This is a genomic window from Pseudomonas sp. ES4, assembly GCF_050586665.1.
In the GTDB taxonomy this organism is placed as follows: Bacteria; Pseudomonadota; Gammaproteobacteria; order Pseudomonadales; family Pseudomonadaceae; genus Aquipseudomonas; species Aquipseudomonas frederiksbergensis.
This window is the reverse complement of record NZ_JBOBDO010000022.1, coordinates 22,284-39,512: the sequence shown is the minus strand read 5'-3', so window position 1 is coordinate 39,512 and position 17,229 is coordinate 22,284. Positions and strand designations below refer to the sequence as shown.

15 protein-coding genes are annotated in these 17,229 nt (G+C 61.1%); 12 read left to right on the top strand and 3 right to left on the bottom strand.

The genetic code is table 11. The features are described 5' to 3' along the window. Positions 1 to 6: 6 nt before the first annotated feature. The 3 genes from tssK to tagH form a co-directional block, all read right to left on the bottom strand. Positions 7 to 1,341, bottom strand: coding sequence for a type VI secretion system baseplate subunit TssK (gene tssK, locus ACQ4OB_RS21720; RefSeq protein ID WP_074872042.1), 1,335 nt, complete (start codon positions 1,339 to 1,341; stop codon positions 7 to 9). Positions 1,342 to 1,357: 16 nt separating this feature from the next. Next, positions 1,358 to 1,864 (bottom strand): type VI secretion system lipoprotein TssJ, encoded by a 507-nt coding sequence (tssJ, locus tag ACQ4OB_RS21715; RefSeq protein WP_430956414.1) that lies wholly within the window; start codon positions 1,862 to 1,864, stop codon positions 1,358 to 1,360. A gap of 61 nt (positions 1,865 to 1,925) precedes the next feature. Further along, positions 1,926 to 3,326: a type VI secretion system-associated FHA domain protein TagH gene (gene tagH / locus ACQ4OB_RS21710; RefSeq protein ID WP_102614538.1), complete on the bottom strand. Its 1,401-nt coding sequence runs from the start codon at positions 3,324 to 3,326 to the stop codon at positions 1,926 to 1,928. A gap of 403 nt (positions 3,327 to 3,729) precedes the next feature. Here tagH and tssA point away from each other — a divergent pair, with 403 nt between their 5' ends. From tssA to tssI, 12 genes are all read left to right on the top strand, one after another. Further along, on the top strand, positions 3,730 to 4,764 hold the full coding sequence (tssA, locus tag ACQ4OB_RS21705) for a type VI secretion system protein TssA (protein WP_430956413.1): 1,035 nt from the start codon (positions 3,730 to 3,732) through the stop codon (positions 4,762 to 4,764). 80 nt (positions 4,765 to 4,844) lie between these two features. Next, the gene (gene tssB, locus ACQ4OB_RS21700) at positions 4,845 to 5,354 is read left to right on the top strand and encodes a type VI secretion system contractile sheath small subunit (RefSeq protein WP_007894500.1); all 510 of its coding nucleotides are present in this window, start codon (positions 4,845 to 4,847) and stop codon (positions 5,352 to 5,354) included. 15 nt (positions 5,355 to 5,369) lie between these two features. After that, positions 5,370 to 6,863, top strand: a complete 1,494-nt coding sequence (tssC, locus tag ACQ4OB_RS21695) for a type VI secretion system contractile sheath large subunit (protein WP_074872049.1) — start codon at positions 5,370 to 5,372, stop codon at positions 6,861 to 6,863. Between the two features lie 234 nt (positions 6,864 to 7,097). Then, complete coding sequence (locus ACQ4OB_RS21690) at positions 7,098 to 7,586, top strand: Hcp family type VI secretion system effector (protein ID WP_074872051.1); 489 nt, start codon at positions 7,098 to 7,100, stop codon at positions 7,584 to 7,586. Between the two features lie 81 nt (positions 7,587 to 7,667). Then, complete coding sequence (locus ACQ4OB_RS21685) at positions 7,668 to 8,126, top strand: type VI secretion system amidase effector protein Tae4 (RefSeq protein ID WP_076029268.1); 459 nt, start codon at positions 7,668 to 7,670, stop codon at positions 8,124 to 8,126. Next, on the top strand, positions 8,123 to 8,563 hold the full coding sequence (locus ACQ4OB_RS21680; protein ID WP_074872055.1) for a hypothetical protein: 441 nt from the start codon (positions 8,123 to 8,125) through the stop codon (positions 8,561 to 8,563). Before ACQ4OB_RS21685 ends, ACQ4OB_RS21680 begins: the two co-directional genes overlap by 4 nt. Positions 8,564 to 8,573: 10 nt before the next feature. Then, entirely contained in the window at positions 8,574 to 9,071 is a 498-nt protein-coding gene (locus ACQ4OB_RS21675) for a hypothetical protein (protein WP_232252230.1), read from the top strand. Further along, positions 9,065 to 9,577: a type VI secretion system baseplate subunit TssE gene (gene tssE, locus ACQ4OB_RS21670; protein WP_074872059.1), complete on the top strand. Its 513-nt coding sequence runs from the start codon at positions 9,065 to 9,067 to the stop codon at positions 9,575 to 9,577. The genes ACQ4OB_RS21675 and tssE overlap by 7 nt, the downstream gene beginning before the upstream one ends. Continuing rightward, positions 9,574 to 11,433: a type VI secretion system baseplate subunit TssF gene (gene tssF / locus ACQ4OB_RS21665; RefSeq protein WP_430956412.1), complete on the top strand. Its 1,860-nt coding sequence runs from the start codon at positions 9,574 to 9,576 to the stop codon at positions 11,431 to 11,433. The genes tssE and tssF overlap by 4 nt, the downstream gene beginning before the upstream one ends. Beyond that, the gene (tssG, locus tag ACQ4OB_RS21660) at positions 11,397 to 12,437 is read left to right on the top strand and encodes a type VI secretion system baseplate subunit TssG (RefSeq protein WP_430956411.1); all 1,041 of its coding nucleotides are present in this window, start codon (positions 11,397 to 11,399) and stop codon (positions 12,435 to 12,437) included. Before tssF ends, tssG begins: the two co-directional genes overlap by 37 nt. 4 nt (positions 12,438 to 12,441) lie before the next feature. Beyond that, positions 12,442 to 15,120 carry a type VI secretion system ATPase TssH gene (tssH, locus tag ACQ4OB_RS21655; RefSeq protein ID WP_430956410.1) on the top strand — a complete coding sequence of 893 codons (2,679 nt, stop codon included), beginning with the start codon at positions 12,442 to 12,444 and terminating at the stop codon, positions 15,118 to 15,120. Positions 15,121 to 15,277: 157 nt separating this feature from the next. Further along, positions 15,278 to 17,215 carry a type VI secretion system tip protein TssI/VgrG gene (gene tssI / locus ACQ4OB_RS21650; RefSeq protein ID WP_430956409.1) on the top strand — a complete coding sequence of 646 codons (1,938 nt, stop codon included), beginning with the start codon at positions 15,278 to 15,280 and terminating at the stop codon, positions 17,213 to 17,215. Positions 17,216 to 17,229: the final 14 nt, after the last annotated feature.

Here is a 17,229-nt window from a genome sequence, read left to right as displayed (position 1 = left end):
CGCGGTTTATCCTCGGATCGCCCAGAAAGCCAGGTTCAACCCCGGGAACTGCCCCGCGATGTGGAACGCAAAACCGCCGGAGTTGGCCAGTTGCTGCCAATGCTCGCTGCCCCGGTCCAGTTCGTAATAGGTGGAGCCGGCGTGATAAGGAAGTTGCCGTGGTGCCACCGGCAGCGGCAGCAGGCCAATGCCCGGCAATTGCAGGTTGACCAGGTTGCGGATGTGCTCCACCGAGCCGACCTTGCTCTGTTGGCCGAAGTGACCGCGCAGGGTTTCGGCGGGCACGTCGGCGCGCACCACCAGGATGAAGCTGGCGCTGTCGAGCAGGGTCTTGTCGGCCAGCATCGCCACATGCACGCCGTAGGCTTTTTCGACAATCGGAATCGGCGTGGCCTTGCTGTCGATCAACATCGACAGCGCTTCACGCAAGGCTTGCATCACCGGCGCAAAACTCAGCGCGAGGTTATCGTGCTGGTACTGCGGGTATTCCTGCGGTCGCCGCCCGGAAGCGGTAAAGGTCGAGAACTCGCCGGCCAGGCTCACCAGTTCGCTGTAGAACCGCTCGGGGTGCAACGGACTCAACTGGCTCAAGTGCTGAATCAACGGCTGAGCGCGGTTGACCAGTTGCAGCAGCATGAAGTCGGCAATTTCCGAGGCACCGCCGGCACCGGACGCCACCACCCGCCCGGCGAGGGCTTCGCCACGTTGGTGCAGCAGGCCCAGCAGTTCGCTGCGAAACGCGGCCAGCGGTTTGGCGGCGGAGACATCCAGCAGCGGCGGGATGTAAGTGTCGTCGAGCACCAGGGCGCGGTCGGCGCGTTTCTCCTTGATTCGTACCAGGCCGATGGCGGCGTAGTCGCTGATGCCATCCTCGGCAATCAACAATCGCAGCGCCCTCGAACCCACGGCCACTGGCGCACGGTTTTCGAACGGTGCGTTGTCGTCCCGTACTTCGCGCACCTGGCTCACGTAGCGCGCAGCGCCCAGGGTTTCGCCGTCATCAACGGTGTCCCGGGCACCGGCGCGCTTGAGCGGCAAGGCCAGGTATACCAAGCCATCGCGCAGGTTGTCGTCGACATTCAGTGGGCTCGGCGCCAGGTCATCCTGGGGAATGTTGAAGGGCGTGCCGTCCGGCAACAGCCCCCGCGCCGAGATGATTGCCAGTTTGCCCTGGGCCAACAGGCCCTGATCGATCAGCAATTCGGAGAAACCCCAGGCGCCGGCCGATAACGGGCGGCTTCGGGCGTCGATGAGGTTTTCCAGGTAACGGTCATGCTGTTGGAAGTGCTGCGTTCCAATGAACATGCCTTCTGACCAGACCACGCGATTGTTCCAGGACATGGGAGCTCCGATTGCTTTATTGGGCAGGGCTGGATGGGGGAACCACGACGGCGCTGCGCACGGCGCGCACATCGAGGCTGATCTGGTATTCGGTGTATTGGCGCGGCGGGACATTCATCACCGTGCGCCACAACGACTGATCCAGTTCGCGATAGCCCACCAGCACGCCGATGTGGCGGGTGGCCGGATCGAGGTCGCGTTGCAGGCTCAATTGCTGGCCGGGCTGGACCAGCACTTCGTCCTGGTCGATCAGGTCTGCGCCGAGCGTCGCCTGGGCCCGTTCGGCCAAGGCGAAATAATCGGCACGGCCGAAGGTAGCGGCATTTCTCAGTTCGAAAATGCGCACCCGGACCGGGGCCGGTTGGCCGCTGGTGCCGGGGTTGAGGCTGGCGATGGCGTGGAAGTGCAACTCGACGGCGGCGGTGTCGGCCTCGGCCTCAGCGGCCTCGGGTTTGACCGTATCCTTGGCACACGCGGCCAGCAGAAGCACGGTGGCGACTGCGAGTAAAAACCTGGGAATCATCCTGCGTCCTCAATGACGTTTCAGCTATCCGTTGTTCCATTTTTTGCTATGAATGGCGCGCTCAGCCGCGACGCTGCCTTGTACTGTGTTGTTCGTAGGCGCGGCTGAATTCCCGACCGAACAGGTCCTGGAAATCCTCTTGGGCCTCACGGGAAATATTGCTGTAGAGCTCGGTGAACTGCTGCCAGTACTGGGCCTGTCGCGAGCCATTGAAAATGCTCGACAGGCCACCGGGTTTGCCCATGCGCTCTTCCAGTTGCGCCGGCTCGAAGCGCGCCAACAGGTGCTTGATCGCCGCTTCCACACCGGCCATCACTGCCAATTGGTGGGCACGCAAATCATCGAAGCTGTCGCGCACCGCCAGGTCCGGCGCCATGAACGCCTGATTGCTCTGGCGCAACAGCAACAGCAAGGCTTCATCGACATTGGGCGCGAATTTCAGCGGATTGTTTTCCACCGGTTGAATCATCGTCTGCTGAATGCGGAACTCGCCCTTGAGACTGCTGCGGGCACGCAAGACATCGATCAGGCCCTCGACCATCAGCCGATAACTGCGGCCGATGCTTTCCATCTGCGCTTCGGCCTGGGCCTTGTCCAGGCGCAACTGATCCAGCCCGGCGCCACGCAGGAAGGCTTGCAACAGGTCGGGCTGAGCGTTGTCGGCCGAACTGACCGGATTGACCGGGCGTTCGACGATGGCCGCGGGCGGTTCGGGGGCCGGCTCGATCGGCACGCGGAGTTCAGGCATGGGGGGCGGCGCAACCTCTGCGACCGGCAAAGGGGCGACCGCTACCGGCACAGGCGTGTCGCTGAACAGATCCCAATCTTCCGGAATCACCGGCATTGACGTCTGCGGCACAGGCTCGATCACAGGCGTTGGATGGGGTATCGGGGTCGGTGGTCGGAAGTCATGCTGCTCTGCCGGGACATGGTCGGGCTGGGTGGCCGGCGGGATGGTGGTCGGTGCCAGGAAGTCAAACAGGTCTGGCAGTGTGTCCATTGCCGACACACCCTGAAAATGTGCAGGTGGTGTCATGGACAGCGACGTCGGAGCAGTCGCAACGGCGCCCTGGCGCCCCATCATGGCCTCGAAGCTATTGGACGAATCAGCGAAAGGGTTGCTGTCGGTCGCCGGCAGACTGAAGTCGATGCGCGCCTGGATTTCGTAATCACCGATGCGAATAACTTCGCCATCTTGCAATGGCTCGCTGTTTCCTTTGCGCAAACGAATACCGGCCTTGACCAATTCCACACCATTAGTGCTGTTATCGGTTAAGTAGTAGCGGCCATCTTTGTATTGAATTACGCAATGTTTGCCGGACACCAAGCGCTCGGGGTCAGGCAATATCCAGTCATTATCCAAATTGCGGCCAATCGCCATCACACCCTGATCCATGGATTTTTCAGAGCACTGACCCGGGGTAATTTTGTGATAACTAGTGATAGTCAAACACAGCGACATCTTGCCTCCTTGCTGAACACTTTGCGCGCGGGCGAGTGAGGGACTTAACGCCCGAGCGACTCGCCGACAACCCTTGCAAACAACCTGAAAAACCACGTTTTACCAGCATGATTGCTGATCTTAACCGTCTTTCGTGACAAAAAACCTGCACCAGTGCCCGCCTCGACCCACTGGTCGCGCGGGTTGTTAAGCACCTCACATCTGTCACACAGGGGAAATAGCTTACCTTGACAAGCCATAAGTACTACACCAAAAATGCACAACTTCTTGAATATGAATGATGGCACTTTAAGATCGCTGAGCATCTAAATGGCCATTACATTCAAGGAAACATGTGAAGCTCCACTTGGAACTAACATGGAACTGCCCGACTCTCGAGCGGGCGATATGGAGATCAAATTCAGTGGAAGTGCCTTTGTTGCTCGCCGCCGTGTCCGCGACTTCGCCTTGTGGCGAAGATCTGGAATATGACGCGGATTTTTTGCACCTGGAACGCGACTCCCTAGGCAAGCCCGAGCGCAGCATGGGCGATTCGATATTGCCTGCCGAACCCCCAGAATGGCGCAGCATCCAGCAGCAAAGCCTGGCGTTGTTGCAACGCAGCAAAGACCTGCGCATCACCCATTTCCTTTTGCAAAGCTCCCTTGCCCTCGAAGGCGTCAGCGGCCTGGCCCGCGTCCTGACACTGATCAGTGAATTGCTCAAGCAATACTGGGCCGACCTGCATCCGCGCCTGGATGCCGAAGACAACAACGACCCCACCGTGCGCATCAATGCCCTCGCCGGCCTGACCTCCGATGTCACCGTTCGCCTGCTGCGCGAAAGCATCCTGGCCCGCTCGCGTGCCTTTGGCCCTGTCAGCCTGCGCGCCGCCGCCAACGCCAGCGGGCTGCAAAGCTTCCCTGACGAAAACCTCGGTGCCGAGCAACTCGCCGGGGCGTTCCTCGACAGCGATCCCGAACAGCTTGAAATCACCCGCGCCGCCCTGCACGAGGCCCGCGGTGCTGCCGAGGCCATCGAACAGCACGTCAGCGAACAAGTTGGTTCCGCCCAAGGCGTTGACCTTGGCCCGTTGAAGCAACCGCTCAAAATGGCTTTGCAGATCCTCGGCCAGTTCGCCCCGCAGAGCGGTGACAGCCCCCTGCCCGATGCCCTCGGTGACGACAGCGCCGCGCCGGTTGAACACGCCACCACACCGAGCGCACCGAGTGCTCCGCGCAGTACCGGCACTGGCGAGATCAACAACCGCGACGACGTGCTGCGCAGCCTGGACCGGATTCTTGCGTACTACACCCGTCATGAGCCCTCCAGCCCGCTGCCGGTGCTGTTGAACCGGGCGAAGAATCTGGTGCACGCCGACTTTGCGGCCATCGTGCGCAATCTGATTCCCGACGGCATGAGCCAATTTGAAAATCTGCGCGGACCAGACAGCGAATAAAAGCGAACGGATCACGCAGTCACGTCACCGGTATCACCGGTGACGCCAACACCGTCGCTTGAGCGACCAGGAGCAGCAACGTGGCGAAGCAAAGTTCTCAGAAATTCATCGCGCGCAACCGTGCGCCTCGAGTGCAGATCGAGTACGACGTCGAGCTTTACGGCGCCGAGAAAAAGGTCCAGTTGCCCTTCGTCATGGGCGTCATGGCGGACCTCGCCGGCAAGCCCGCCGAGCCTCTGGCACCCGTGGCCGATCGCAAGTTCCTCGAAGTGGATGTCGACAACTTCGACTCGCGCCTCAAGGCCATGCAGCCACGCGTCGCGTTCCACGTGCCCAACGAGCTGACCGGCGAAGGCAACCTGAGCCTGGACATCACCTTTGAAAGCATGGACGACTTCAGCCCCGCCGCCGTGGCGCGCAAGGTCGACTCGCTGAACAAGCTGCTCGAAGCGCGCACCCAACTGGCCAACCTGCTGACCTACATGGACGGCAAGACTGGCGCCGAAGAAATCATCATGAAGGCCATCAAGGATCCGGCGCTGCTCCAGGCACTTGCCAGTGCGCCGAAGCCAGCCGAGCCTCAGGCTTAATCAGGACGAATGATCATGACCGATTCAGTACGTGCAGACGCTCAGACACTGAGCACCACCGAAGAAGCCAGCGAGTTCGCCTCCCTGCTGCTGCAAGAATTCAAACCCAAGACCGACCGTGCCCGCGAAGCCGTCGAGACCGCCGTGCGCACCCTGGCCGAACAGGCCCTGGCACAGACCGACCTGGTGTCCAACGACGCGATCAAGTCGATCGAGTCGATCATCGCCGCCATCGACGCCAAGCTCACCGCTCAGGTCAATCAGGTCATTCACCACCCCGATTTCCAGCAACTGGAAAGCGCCTGGCGTGGCCTGCACTACCTGGTCAACAACACCGAGAGCGACGAGCAACTGAAGATCCGCGTGCTCAACATCTCCAAGAATGATCTGCACAAGACCCTGAAGAAATTCAAGGGCACCGCGTGGGACCAGAGCCCGATCTTCAAGAAGATGTACGAGGAAGAATACGGCCAGTTCGGCGGCGAACCTTACGGTTGCCTGGTGGGCGATTACTACTTCGACCAGTCGCCTCCAGACGTGGAACTGTTGGGCGAACTGTCGAAAGTCTGCGCCGCCATGCACGCCCCATTCATCGCCGCCGCCTCGCCGACCGTGATGGGCATGGGCTCATGGCAGGAACTGTCGAACCCGCGCGACCTGACCAAAATCTTCACCACCCCGGAATACGCCGGCTGGCGCTCGCTGCGCGAATCGGAAGACTCGCGCTACATCGGCCTGACCATGCCGCGCTTCCTCGCGCGTCTGCCGTATGGCGCCAAGACCGATCCGGTGGAGGCCTTCGCCTTCGAAGAAAGCACCGACGGTGCCGACAGCTCCAAGTACACCTGGGCCAACGCCGCTTACGCGATGGCGGTGAACATCAACCGCTCGTTCAAACACTTCGGCTGGTGCTCGCGCATTCGTGGCGTGGAGTCTGGCGGTGAAGTGGAAAACCTTCCGGCGCACACCTTCCCGACTGACGATGGTGGCGTGGACATGAAATGCCCGACCGAAATCGCCATTTCGGACCGCCGTGAAGCGGAGCTGGCGAAGAACGGTTTCATGCCGCTGCTGCACAAGAAAAACACCGACTTCGCCGCGTTCATTGGCGCCCAGTCGTTGCAGAAACCGGCCGAGTACGACGACCCGGACGCCACCGCCAACGCCAACCTGGCCGCGCGCCTGCCGTACCTGTTCGCCACCTGCCGTTTCGCTCATTACTTGAAGTGCATCGTGCGCGACAAGATCGGCTCCTTCAAAGAGAAGGACGAAATGCAGCGCTGGTTGCAGGACTGGATCCTCAACTACGTCGACGGTGATCCGGCGCACTCCACCGAAACCACCAAGGCTCAGCATCCATTGGCTGCGGCCGAAGTGATCGTCGAGGATGTGGAAGGCAACCCGGGGTACTACAACTCCAGGTTCTACCTGCGCCCGCACTATCAGCTCGAAGGCCTGACCGTGTCGCTGCGCCTGGTATCCAAGCTGCCTTCGGCCAAAGGCGCATAAAAGACTGCAGCGGCACGCTTGTGTGGGAGCCGGGCTTGCCCGCGATGGCATCAACGCGGTTCTGCTGAAAAACCGCAGTGCCTGCATCGCGGGCAAGCCCGGCTCCCACAGGTTCTGTGCCTTGACTGGCATTGGACCAGGCTCGAGAAAGCGTGATTCTGCAGTAGCTTTGAACAGATTTCGCAAGGTCGGCGTCAACCAAACAATGTGGTAGAGACCACACAGGGAGAAAACATGGCTGTTGATATTTTCATCAAGATCGGCGACATCAAGGGCGAGTCCATGGACAAGGCCCACAAGGACGAAATCGACGTCTTGAACTGGAGCTGGGGCATGGCTCAGTCCGGCAACATGCACGTGGGCAGCGGCGGCGGTGCCGGCAAGGTGAATATCCAGGACCTGTCGCTGACCAAATACGTCGACAAGGCCACGCCGAACCTGATGATGCACTGCGCCAGCGGCAAGCACATCGACAAGGTCAAGCTGACCGTGCGCAAGGCCGGCGGTGAAAGCCAGGTCGAGTACATGATCATCAACCTGGAAGAAGTGCTGATCACTTCCCTGAGCACCGGCGGCTCGGGCAGCGATGATCGCCTGACCGAAAACGTCACCCTGAACTTCGCCAAGGTGCTGGTGGACTATCAGCCACAAAAAGCCGACGGCACCAAGGACGGCGGGCCGGTCAAGTTCGGCTGGAACATCCGCCAGAACGTCAAGGTGTAATCGAAGAGGCCCCCGGCGTTATGCGCCGGGGGTGTTTTGGTGCTTGCTCGAATCCAATCCTTTCCCTGCGGTGTCTGAGTCATGGCCAAGCCTTCGTTTATTAATTTGTGGAAAGCGTATTCCGATCTGCTGGTTACTCATCCTGACGCAAAGCCTTGCGACGGTCCGTGGGCAAACCAGTGCGCTATCCGTATGAGCATGACGCTCAATGCGGAGCTGACCATCAAGGTCAATAAATCTACCTATACCGAACCCAAATGTGCGCATGAACATGCCAGGGGAGCCGAGTCGCTGGCGAACTGGTTATGGAAGCACCATCTGGGGCGGCCACTGATTCTCGGTGGAAGTGCCGAAGAACGCCGCAAGTTGAAAGACAAGACCGGGCTCATCTTCTTCAAGGACTGTTTCCGGCAGCCTGGGGAAGCTGCAGAAAATCGCACGGGCGACCATATCGACCTTTGGAATCGCGGTTTTACCATCGGCCGTTACAGCGACCTTACCTACCAATCCAGAGCCATCTGGTTCTGGGAGCTGACATGATCAAATCCAGCCGAAACCTGGCGGCCTTGTGCTGCGTGTTGCCGAGCCTGTGGGCGTGTGCCGGCCAGGAAACTACTCCAGCTTCCGAGGATCAAGTCGTCACCTTGGGCGGACAACGATTGATGCTGGAGAACGATCAGAAGCAATGCGTGTTGCGTAAACCGGATCAGAGCGTGCTGCCCCTCGAAATGCCATGGCCTTGCCAATTTGCTGTCGACCGACAGGGCAAACCTCACGTCGAATCCTTCAACAACGTACCGATCGTGATCGTGCTGCATGTGAACGTTGACCCAGCGAACAGTCGTGAATGCCGGTCCGAGTACCGCGCCATTCGTCAAATCAACGGCCAGCTCGAACCTTCGATCGTCGCACCCAGTGCCAGTTGCTTGCGCGGTGCAGGCGATCAGAAAGACTACACAGCGCTTTTCACTTGGTAAGCGACTTCACATGCAATCGCCCACGACTTTGCGTATCACTCATGACAGGTTGGCTTTGAGGCTTGAAATGACTAAGCGAACCCTGTTGATTCTGCTCTCTAGCGGCCTCCTGTTGAGCGCTAATGCCTGGGCCGAACAAAAGCAACTCGCGGCACCCAGCAATCAAATCATTTTTGCCGGACAAACACTGACCCTGGAAAACCACGATCAGCAATGCGCCTTGCGCAAACAGGACCAAAGCCTCTTGAAACTAGACATGCCGTGGCCTTGTTTTCTGAGTGTCGACCGAAAAGGTCAGCCACGGGTCGAAATCTTCAACAACGCCCAAATCATTATCGTGGAACACTCCACACCCGAACCCGCTCCGAGCCATGATTGTGACGCTCGGTATCAGGCCATCCGCCAAATCAAAGACCAGCCCATGGAAGTGTCGAAAGTCGCTCATAGTGCTGGCTGCATGACCGGCGTCATGGACCAGAAAAGTTTCGTGGCGCATTTCTCGTGGTAACCGAAATCGCCACCCGCGATCGCCTGCAACCGTCCCTGCTGGACCGGTTGACCGATGATGACCCGAGCAACCTCAAGGAAAGCGCCGACAAGCGCGTGCTATCCCTGACCCAACTGAAGGCCTCGGTGCTGCGTGACCTGGCGTGGCTGCTCAACACCACTTCATTGCTCGGCGCCGATGCGACGTTGCACACCCCGGCCGGCACGTCGGTGATCAACTTCGGGCTGCCAGCCCTGGCCGGCAACAGTGCGTCGAATGTCGATATCGCGGCGCTTGAAGCGTTGATCCACCAGGCCATCGCCACGTTCGAGCCGCGGATCCTGCGTAACACCTTGCGCGTGCGAGCCCGGGCATCGGCCGAGATGAACCACAACGCCCTGAGTTTCGAGATCGAAGGCGATCTCTGGGCCCAGCCTGTGCCGTTGCGTCTGATGCTGCAGACCGACCTGGACCTGGAGTCCGGTCATGTGCGCGTGATCAACGCCGATCAGCGGAGACGCTCATGAACCCGCGCCTGCTGGAGCTGTACAACCAGGAATTGCACCACGTGCGCGAAAGCGCGGCGGAGTTCGCTCAGGAATACCCGAAGATCGCCAGTCGGCTGACGTTGTCCGGCATGGACTGCGCCGACCCGTACGTCGAGCGCTTGCTGGAAGGGTTCGCCTACCTGACGGCGCGGGTACAGCTCAAGCTCGACGCTGAATACCCAACCTTCACCCACAACCTGCTGGAAATCGCTTACCCCCATTACCTGGCGCCGACCCCGTCGATGACCGTGGTGCAATTGCAGGCCGACCCCGATGAAGGCTCGCTGAGCAGCGGCTTCCCGCTGCCCCGGGACACAGTCCTGCGCACCGCCCTGGGCCGCGAAAGCCAAACCTGCTGCGAGTACCGCACCGCCCATGCGGTGACGTTGTGGCCGTTGCAGGTCAGCCAGGCCGAGTACTTCGGCAACCCGTCCGCCGTGCTCGGGCGCCTGGCCGCCGGCGAGCCCAAGGCTAAAGCCGGCCTGCGCCTGACCCTGCGCACCGGCGCCGAACTGCCGTTCAACAGTCTGGCCCTGGACAACCTGCCGTTGTACCTCAGTGGCGCAGACGAGCAGCCCTTCCGTCTCTATGAACAGTTGCTGGGCAATGCCTGTGCCGTGTTCGTCCGTCAGCCCGGCGCCGACTGGGTGGAACGCCTGCCGCAGGACGCACTGCGCTCCCAGGGATTCGACGATACCGACGCCGCGCTGCCGGTGGTGTCGCGAGCCTTCCAGGGCTATCGCCTGTTGCAGGAATACTTCGCCCTGCCCCAGCGCTTTCTGTTTGTCGACTTCACCCAGTTGAGCCGGGCGGTCAAACGCTGCGATGGCCAGGAACTGGAACTGATCGTGCTGTTCGACCGTCACGACCCAAGCCTGGAAGGCAGCGTCGGAGCCGCGCAGTTCCTGCCGTTCTGCACCCCGGCCATCAACCTGTTTCCCAAGCGCCTGGATCGCATCCATCTTTCGGATCGGGTCAATGAACACCATGTGATCGCCGACCGCACCCGGCCAATGGATTTCGAGATTCATTCCCTGACCACCCTCACCGGCCACGGCACCGGGTCGGAGCAGCCTTTTCTGCCGTTCTATGCGGTACGCGATCCATCTCGCTACGGCCGCGACCAGGCCTGGTACACGGTGCGGCGCGAACCCCGCGTGCTGTCCAGCGGCCAGCGGCGCAACGGCCCGCGCTCGACGTACATCGGCAGCGAAACCTTCGTCAGCCTGGTGGACAGCCAGCAGGCGCCTTATCGCCACGACTTGCGCCAACTGGGTGTCACCGCGTTGTGCACCAACCGCGACCTGCCGCTGTTCATGAGTGTGGGCAACAGCAAGACCGACTTCACCCTGGCCGACAGCGCACCTGTGGCGGCGGTGCGCTGCGTGGCAGGCCCGAGCCGTCCACGCGCCAGCCATGCCCATGACGCCAAGGCGTGGCGATTGATCAGCCAGCTGTCGCTGAATTACCTGTCCCTGAGCGAACAAGGCGAAGGCGCCGCCGCCCTGCGCGAACTGCTGCGCCTGTACGGCGACAGCAACGACGCGGCGTTGCAATTGCAGATCGAAGGCCTGCGCGAAGTCAGCAGCAAGGCTTGCACCCGACGCCTGCCGATGCCCGGCCCGATCGTGTTTGGTCGTGGCCTGGAGATCACCCTGGAATTCGATGAAAACGCGTTTCGCGGCACTGGAGTCTTCTTGCTCGGTGCAGTGTTCGAGCGCTTCCTGGCACGCTACGTGTCGATCAACAGTTTTACCGAGACGGTGATCCGTACCACCGAACGCGGCGAGATCATGCGATGGAAAGCCAAGCCAGGACGCCGTCCGACCCTGTGAATACTCTGGACGCGATGCACCAAGAGCCCTGGGAATACGACTTCTTCCAGGCGTTGCGGCGCATCGAGTGCGAATCGCCTGAGCTACCGCGCCTGGGCCATTCGTTGCGCCTGGCCGATGATCCGCTGCGCCTTGGGCAACAGGCCGAATGCACCTTCGCCCCGGCGACCCTCGCGTCGGTACAGCCAGGCGTCGACGGTGCGCCGGCGCGCCTGGAGCAGTTCTTTTTCGGCCTCGGCGGCCCTAACGGCCCGTTGCCGCTGCACATCACCGAATATGTGCGCGAACGCCAGCGCAACAACGCCGACAGCACCAGCAAACGCTTCCTGGATGTGTTCCATCACCGCCTGCTGAGCCTGTTTTACCGGGCCTGGGCCGAAGCGCGGCCGACGGTCAGCCATGACCGTCCGGACGATGACTACTGGTCGGCACGCCTGGCAGCACTGAGCGGCCGCGGCATGCCGAGCCTGCTCAAACAAGGGCTGATCCCCGACACGGCGAAATTGCATTACAGCGGTCATCTGTCGGCACAAACCCGCTACCCGGACGGTTTGAAGGCCATTCTCAGCGAGTACTTCGGCCTGCCGGTGGCGATTGAAGAGTACGTCGGCCAATGGCTGGAACTGCCGGAACGCAGCCGCGTGGGCGTCAGCGCCCATCAATTGGGCATGGATTTTTGCCTGGGCCGTTACGTCTGGGATCGCCAGCACAAATTCCGCATTCGCCTGGGGCCACTCAAGCTCGATGACTACATGAGCATGTTGCCCGGCAGCCAACCCTTCAATGAGCTGGTGGCCTGGGTCGCCGAATACCTGGGCCATGAACTGGACTGGGATCTGAACCTGATTCTGAAACAGCCCGAAGTACCGGCGCTGCAGCTCAATGGCCGCTTCCGCCTGGGGTTCAATACCTGGCTGGGCAAGCCCGAAAAAGATGCCAAGGACTTAATACTGGCCCGGCATTACGCCGAGCAGGCCAACACCTCACAAACCTCAAGGAGCTAAGAGCATGGGTGAAATCAGTCGCGCCGCGTTGTTCGGCAAACTCAACAGCGTGGCCTACAAAGCCATCGAAGCCGCCACCGTGTTCTGCAAACTGCGCGGTAACCCTTATGTGGAACTGGCCCACTGGTTTCATCAGTTGCTGCAATTGCAGGACTCGGACCTGCACCGTCTCATCCGCCAGTTCAATATCGAGCCGGCACGCCTGGCCCGGGACCTGACCGAAGCCCTGGACCGTTTGCCACGGGGCTCGACTTCAATCACTGACTTGTCCTCCCATGTGGAAGATGCCGTGGAACGTGGCTGGGTCTACGGCAGCCTGATGTTCGGCGAAAGCCAGGTGCGTACCGGTTACCTGGTGTTGGGCATCCTCAAGACACCGAGCCTGCGCCACGGGCTGCTCGGGCTGTCGGCAGAGTTCGACAAAATCAAGGTCGAGGCCCTGAGCGAGCGTTTTGACGAATACGTCGGTGACTCGCCGGAAAATGCGCTCAGCGCCAGCGACGGTTTCAACGCCGGCAGCGTGCCCGGTGAAGCCAGCGGCGCCATGGCCCCCAGCGCCATGGGCAAGCAGGAAGCGCTCAAGCGTTTTACCGTGGATCTCACCGAGCAGGCCCGCAGCGGCAAGCTTGACCCGATTGTCGGGCGTGACGAAGAGATCCGCCAACTGGTGGACATCCTCATGCGCCGTCGGCAGAACAACCCGATTCTGACCGGTGAAGCCGGCGTCGGTAAAACCGCCGTGGTCGAAGGTTTTGCCCTGCGCATCGTCGCCGGTGATGTACCGCCAGCGCTCAAGGACGTGGAACTGCGCAGCCTCGATGTCGGCCTGTTGCAGGCCGGCGCGAGCATGAAAGGTGAATTCGAACAGCGCCTGCGCCAGGTCATCGAAGACGTCCAGGCCTCGCCAAAACCGATCATCCTGTTTATCGACGAAGCCCACACGCTGGTCGGTGCCGGTGGCGCCGCCGGCACCGGGGACGCGGCCAATTTGCTCAAGCCAGCCTTGGCCCGGGGCACCCTGCGCACCGTGGCCGCCACGACCTGGGCCGAGTACAAAAAACATATCGAGAAAGACCCGGCCCTGACCCGCCGCTTCCAGGTGGTGCAAGTCGCCGAGCCGTCCGAAGACAAGGCGCTGTTGATGATGCGCGGCGTGGCCTCGACCATGGAAAAACACCATCAGGTGCAGATCCTTGACGAAGCCCTGGAAGCCTCGGTCAAGCTGTCCCATCGCTACATCCCGGCGCGCCAGTTGCCGGACAAATCCGTGAGCCTGCTGGACACCGCTTGCGCCCGGGTCGCCATCAGCCTGCACGCCGTGCCGGCCGAAGTGGACGACAGCCGTCGCCGCATCGAGGCGTTGGAAACCGAACTGCAAATCATCGCCCGCGAGCACGCCATCGGTATCGTCATCGGCGCCCGCCAAAGCAACAGCGAAAACCTGCTGGCCACCGAGCGCGAACGCCTGGCCGAACTCGAAAGCCGCTGGGCCGAAGAGAAAACCCTGGTGGACGAACTGCTCGCCACCCGCGCCACCCTGCGCGAAAGCGTCGGCGTGGTAGACCGCGACGTTGGCAGTGAAGACAGCCACGCTCTGCGCGAGAAACTGGTGGACCTGCAACTGCGTCTGAGCGCTCTGCAAGGGGAAACCCCGTTGATTCTGCCGACCGTGGATTACCAGGCCGTGGCCTCGGTGGTCGCCGACTGGACCGGTATCCCGGTGGGCCGCATGGCCCGCAACGAACTGGAAACCGTGCTCAACCTCGACCAGCACCTGAAGAAACGCATCATCGGCCAGGACCATGCCTTGCAGATGATCGCCAAGCGCATCCAGACCTCCCGCGCCGGCCTCGACAACCCGAGCAAACCGATTGGCGTGTTCATGCTCGCGGGCACTTCCGGCGTGGGCAAGACCGAAACCGCCCTGGCCTTGGCCGAAGCCATGTACGGCGGCGAGCAGAACGTCATCACCATCAACATGAGCGAATTCCAGGAAGCTCACACCGTGTCCACCCTCAAGGGCGCGCCACCGGGCTACATCGGCTATGGCGAAGGCGGCGTGCTGACCGAAGCCGTGCGGCGCAAACCCTACAGCGTGGTGCTGCTGGACGAGGTGGAAAAAGCCCACCCGGACGTGCACGAGATCTTCTTCCAGGTCTTCGACAAAGGCGTGATGGAGGACGGCGAAGGCCGAGTGATCGACTTCAAGAACACTTTGATCCTGCTGACTACCAACGCGGGTACTGATCTGATTGCCCAGGTCTGCAAAGACCCGCAAAACGTGCCCGAGCCCGAAGAAATCGCGAAGGCCCTGCGCCAGCCGCTGCTGGAGATTTTCCCGCCGGCATTGTTGGGCCGCCTGGTGACCATTCCGTACTACCCGCTCAACGACGACATGCTCAAGGCCATTACCCGCCTGCAACTCAACCGCATCAAAAAGCGCGTGGAGAACACTCATAAAGTGGCCTTCGATTACGACGACGCGGTGATCGACCTGATCGTCTCCCGCTGCACCGAAACCGAAAGCGGCGGGCGGATGATCGACACCATCCTGACCAACAGCCTGTTGCCGGACATGAGCCGCGAGTTCCTCACCCGCATGCTCGAAGGCAAAGCGCTGGCAGGCGTGCGAATCAGCGCCCGGGATAACGAATTGCACTACGACTTCAGCGACGCGGCCTGACCTGGCAGGAACACAGATCCCCCTGTGGGAGCGAGCTGCTCGCGATAGCGCAATTACATTCAACATCGATGTTGACTGACACACCGCTATCGCGAGCAGGCTCGCTCCCACAGTGGATTGGGTTCCTTCAGCTATTACAACTTGCACGGGACACTCGATGCTATTCAAGCAACTCTCACGCCTGGCAAAAATCACCAGCCCCCTGGGGCCGGATGCGCTGTTGCTCAAGGACATGGGCGGCGGCGAAGAGCTGGGGCGGCTGTTCAACTATGAGCTGCAACTGCACTCGCTGGACAACGCCATCGACCTCAACCAGTTGCTGGGCAAACCCATGTGCCTGAGCCTGCAACTGGAGGGCGGTGGCGAACGTCATTTCCATGGCATCGTTGCCCGCTGCAGCCAGAACGTCGACCAGGGCCAGTTCGCCAGCTATCAAGCCACGCTGCGGCCTTGGCTTTGGCTGCTGACCCGCACCTCCGATTGCCGGATTTTCCAGAACCTGACCATCCCGCAGATCATCAAGCAGGTGTTTCGCGACCTGGGTTTTTCCGATTTCGAAGATGCCCTGAGCCGGCCTTATCGCGAGTGGGAATACTGCGTGCAGTATCGCGAAACCAGCTTCGATTTCGTCAGCCGCCTGATGGAACAGGAAGGGATCTACTACTTCTTCCGCCATGAACAGGGTCGTCATGTGCTGGTACTGGCCGATGCTTATGGCGCCCATACCAGTGCGCCCGGCTATGCCTCAGTGCCCTACTACCCCAAGAATGAACAGCAGCGCGAACGCGATCACATCCACGATTGGCACCTGGCCCAGGAAGTCCAGCCAGGTTCGCTGGAACTCAACGACTATGACTTCCAGCGCCCCAGCGCGCGAATTGACGTGCGCTCGACCATGCCCCGTCCACACACCGCCGGCGACTATCCGCTGTACGACTACCCCGGCACTTATGTGCAAAGCGCAGACGGCGAACATTACGCCCGCACCCGCATCGAAGCCTTGCAGACCTTGCACGAACAGGTGGAGTTCGCCGGCAACGCCCGGGGTTTGGGGTCGGGTCATTTGTTCGGCCTCACGGGCTTCAGCCGCCAGGACCAGAACCGCGAATACCTGATCGTCGGCGCCCGTTACTACGTCGCCCAGGAAAGCGGGGAAACCGGCGGCGCGGCTGCTTCGGCACAGTTCGAAAGCAGCCTGACCTGCATCGATGCGCAACAAAGCTACCGCCCCCTGCCCAACACCCACCGCCCTATCGTCAAAGGTCCGCAGACCGCATTGGTGGTCGGCCCCAAGGGCGAGGAAATCTGGACCGACCAGTTCGGCCGGGTGAAGGTGCATTTCTATTGGGACCGCCACGACCAGTCCAACGAAAACAGTTCGTGCTGGATTCGCGTGTCGCAATCCTGGGCCGGTAAAAACTGGGGTTCGATGCAGATCCCGCGGATCGGCCAGGAAGTGATCGTCAGCTTCCTCGAAGGCGACCCGGACCGGCCGATCATCACCGGCCGCGTCTACAACGCCGAACAAACCGTGCCCTACGACTTGCCGGAAAACGCCACCCAGAGCGGCATGAAAAGCCGTTCGAGCAAGGGCGGCACACCGGCGAACTTCAACGAAATCCGCATGGAAGACAAGAAAGGCGCCGAGCAGCTGTACATCCACGCCGAGCGCAATCAGGACATCGTGGTCGAGGTGGATGAAAGCCACTCGGTCGGCCACGACCGCAACAAGAGCGTCGGGCATAACGAGACGGTGACCATCGGCAACAACCGCCTGCGGATCGTCAAACAGGAAGACATTCTTTCGGTGGGCCAGCGCAAGACCGACAGCATCAGCCAGAGCTACGTCATTGAAGTGGGCGAGAACCTGCGGCTGGTCTGTGGTGAAAGCATCCTGGAGCTCAATGCCAGCGGCCAGATCAACCTGACCGGCGTGCAAATCAGCTTCTATGCCAGCGGTGATGCCGAGTTCAACACCGGCGGCGTGCTGCACCTGAACAACGGCGGCGGAGCTGGCGCCACGCCTGATGGCCAGGGCGTCAAGGCCAGCATCGACGCCAACATCAACGCCGCGTTTCCCAAGCCCAAGGGCTAATCACGAGATCTGTG

Coding starts and splice junctions, on each gene's coding strand:
- tagH (WP_102614538.1), bottom strand. CDS start 3,326: ATGTCGCTGTGTTTGACTATCACTAGTTATCACAAAATTACCCCGGGT.
- tssJ (WP_430956414.1), bottom strand. CDS start 1,864: ATGATTCCCAGGTTTTTACTCGCAGTCGCCACCGTGCTTCTGCTGGCC.
- tssC (WP_074872049.1), top strand. CDS start 5,370: ATGACCGATTCAGTACGTGCAGACGCTCAGACACTGAGCACCACCGAA.
- ACQ4OB_RS21685 (WP_076029268.1), top strand. CDS start 7,668: ATGGCCAAGCCTTCGTTTATTAATTTGTGGAAAGCGTATTCCGATCTG.
- ACQ4OB_RS21690 (WP_074872051.1), top strand. CDS start 7,098: ATGGCTGTTGATATTTTCATCAAGATCGGCGACATCAAGGGCGAGTCC.
- tssI (WP_430956409.1), top strand. CDS start 15,278: ATGCTATTCAAGCAACTCTCACGCCTGGCAAAAATCACCAGCCCCCTG.
- ACQ4OB_RS21680 (WP_074872055.1), top strand. CDS start 8,123: ATGATCAAATCCAGCCGAAACCTGGCGGCCTTGTGCTGCGTGTTGCCG.
- tssH (WP_430956410.1), top strand. CDS start 12,442: ATGGGTGAAATCAGTCGCGCCGCGTTGTTCGGCAAACTCAACAGCGTG.
- ACQ4OB_RS21675 (WP_232252230.1), top strand. CDS start 8,574: ATGCAATCGCCCACGACTTTGCGTATCACTCATGACAGGTTGGCTTTG.
- tssK (WP_074872042.1), bottom strand. CDS start 1,341: ATGTCCTGGAACAATCGCGTGGTCTGGTCAGAAGGCATGTTCATTGGA.
- tssF (WP_430956412.1), top strand. CDS start 9,574: ATGAACCCGCGCCTGCTGGAGCTGTACAACCAGGAATTGCACCACGTG.
- tssG (WP_430956411.1), top strand. CDS start 11,397: ATGGAAAGCCAAGCCAGGACGCCGTCCGACCCTGTGAATACTCTGGAC.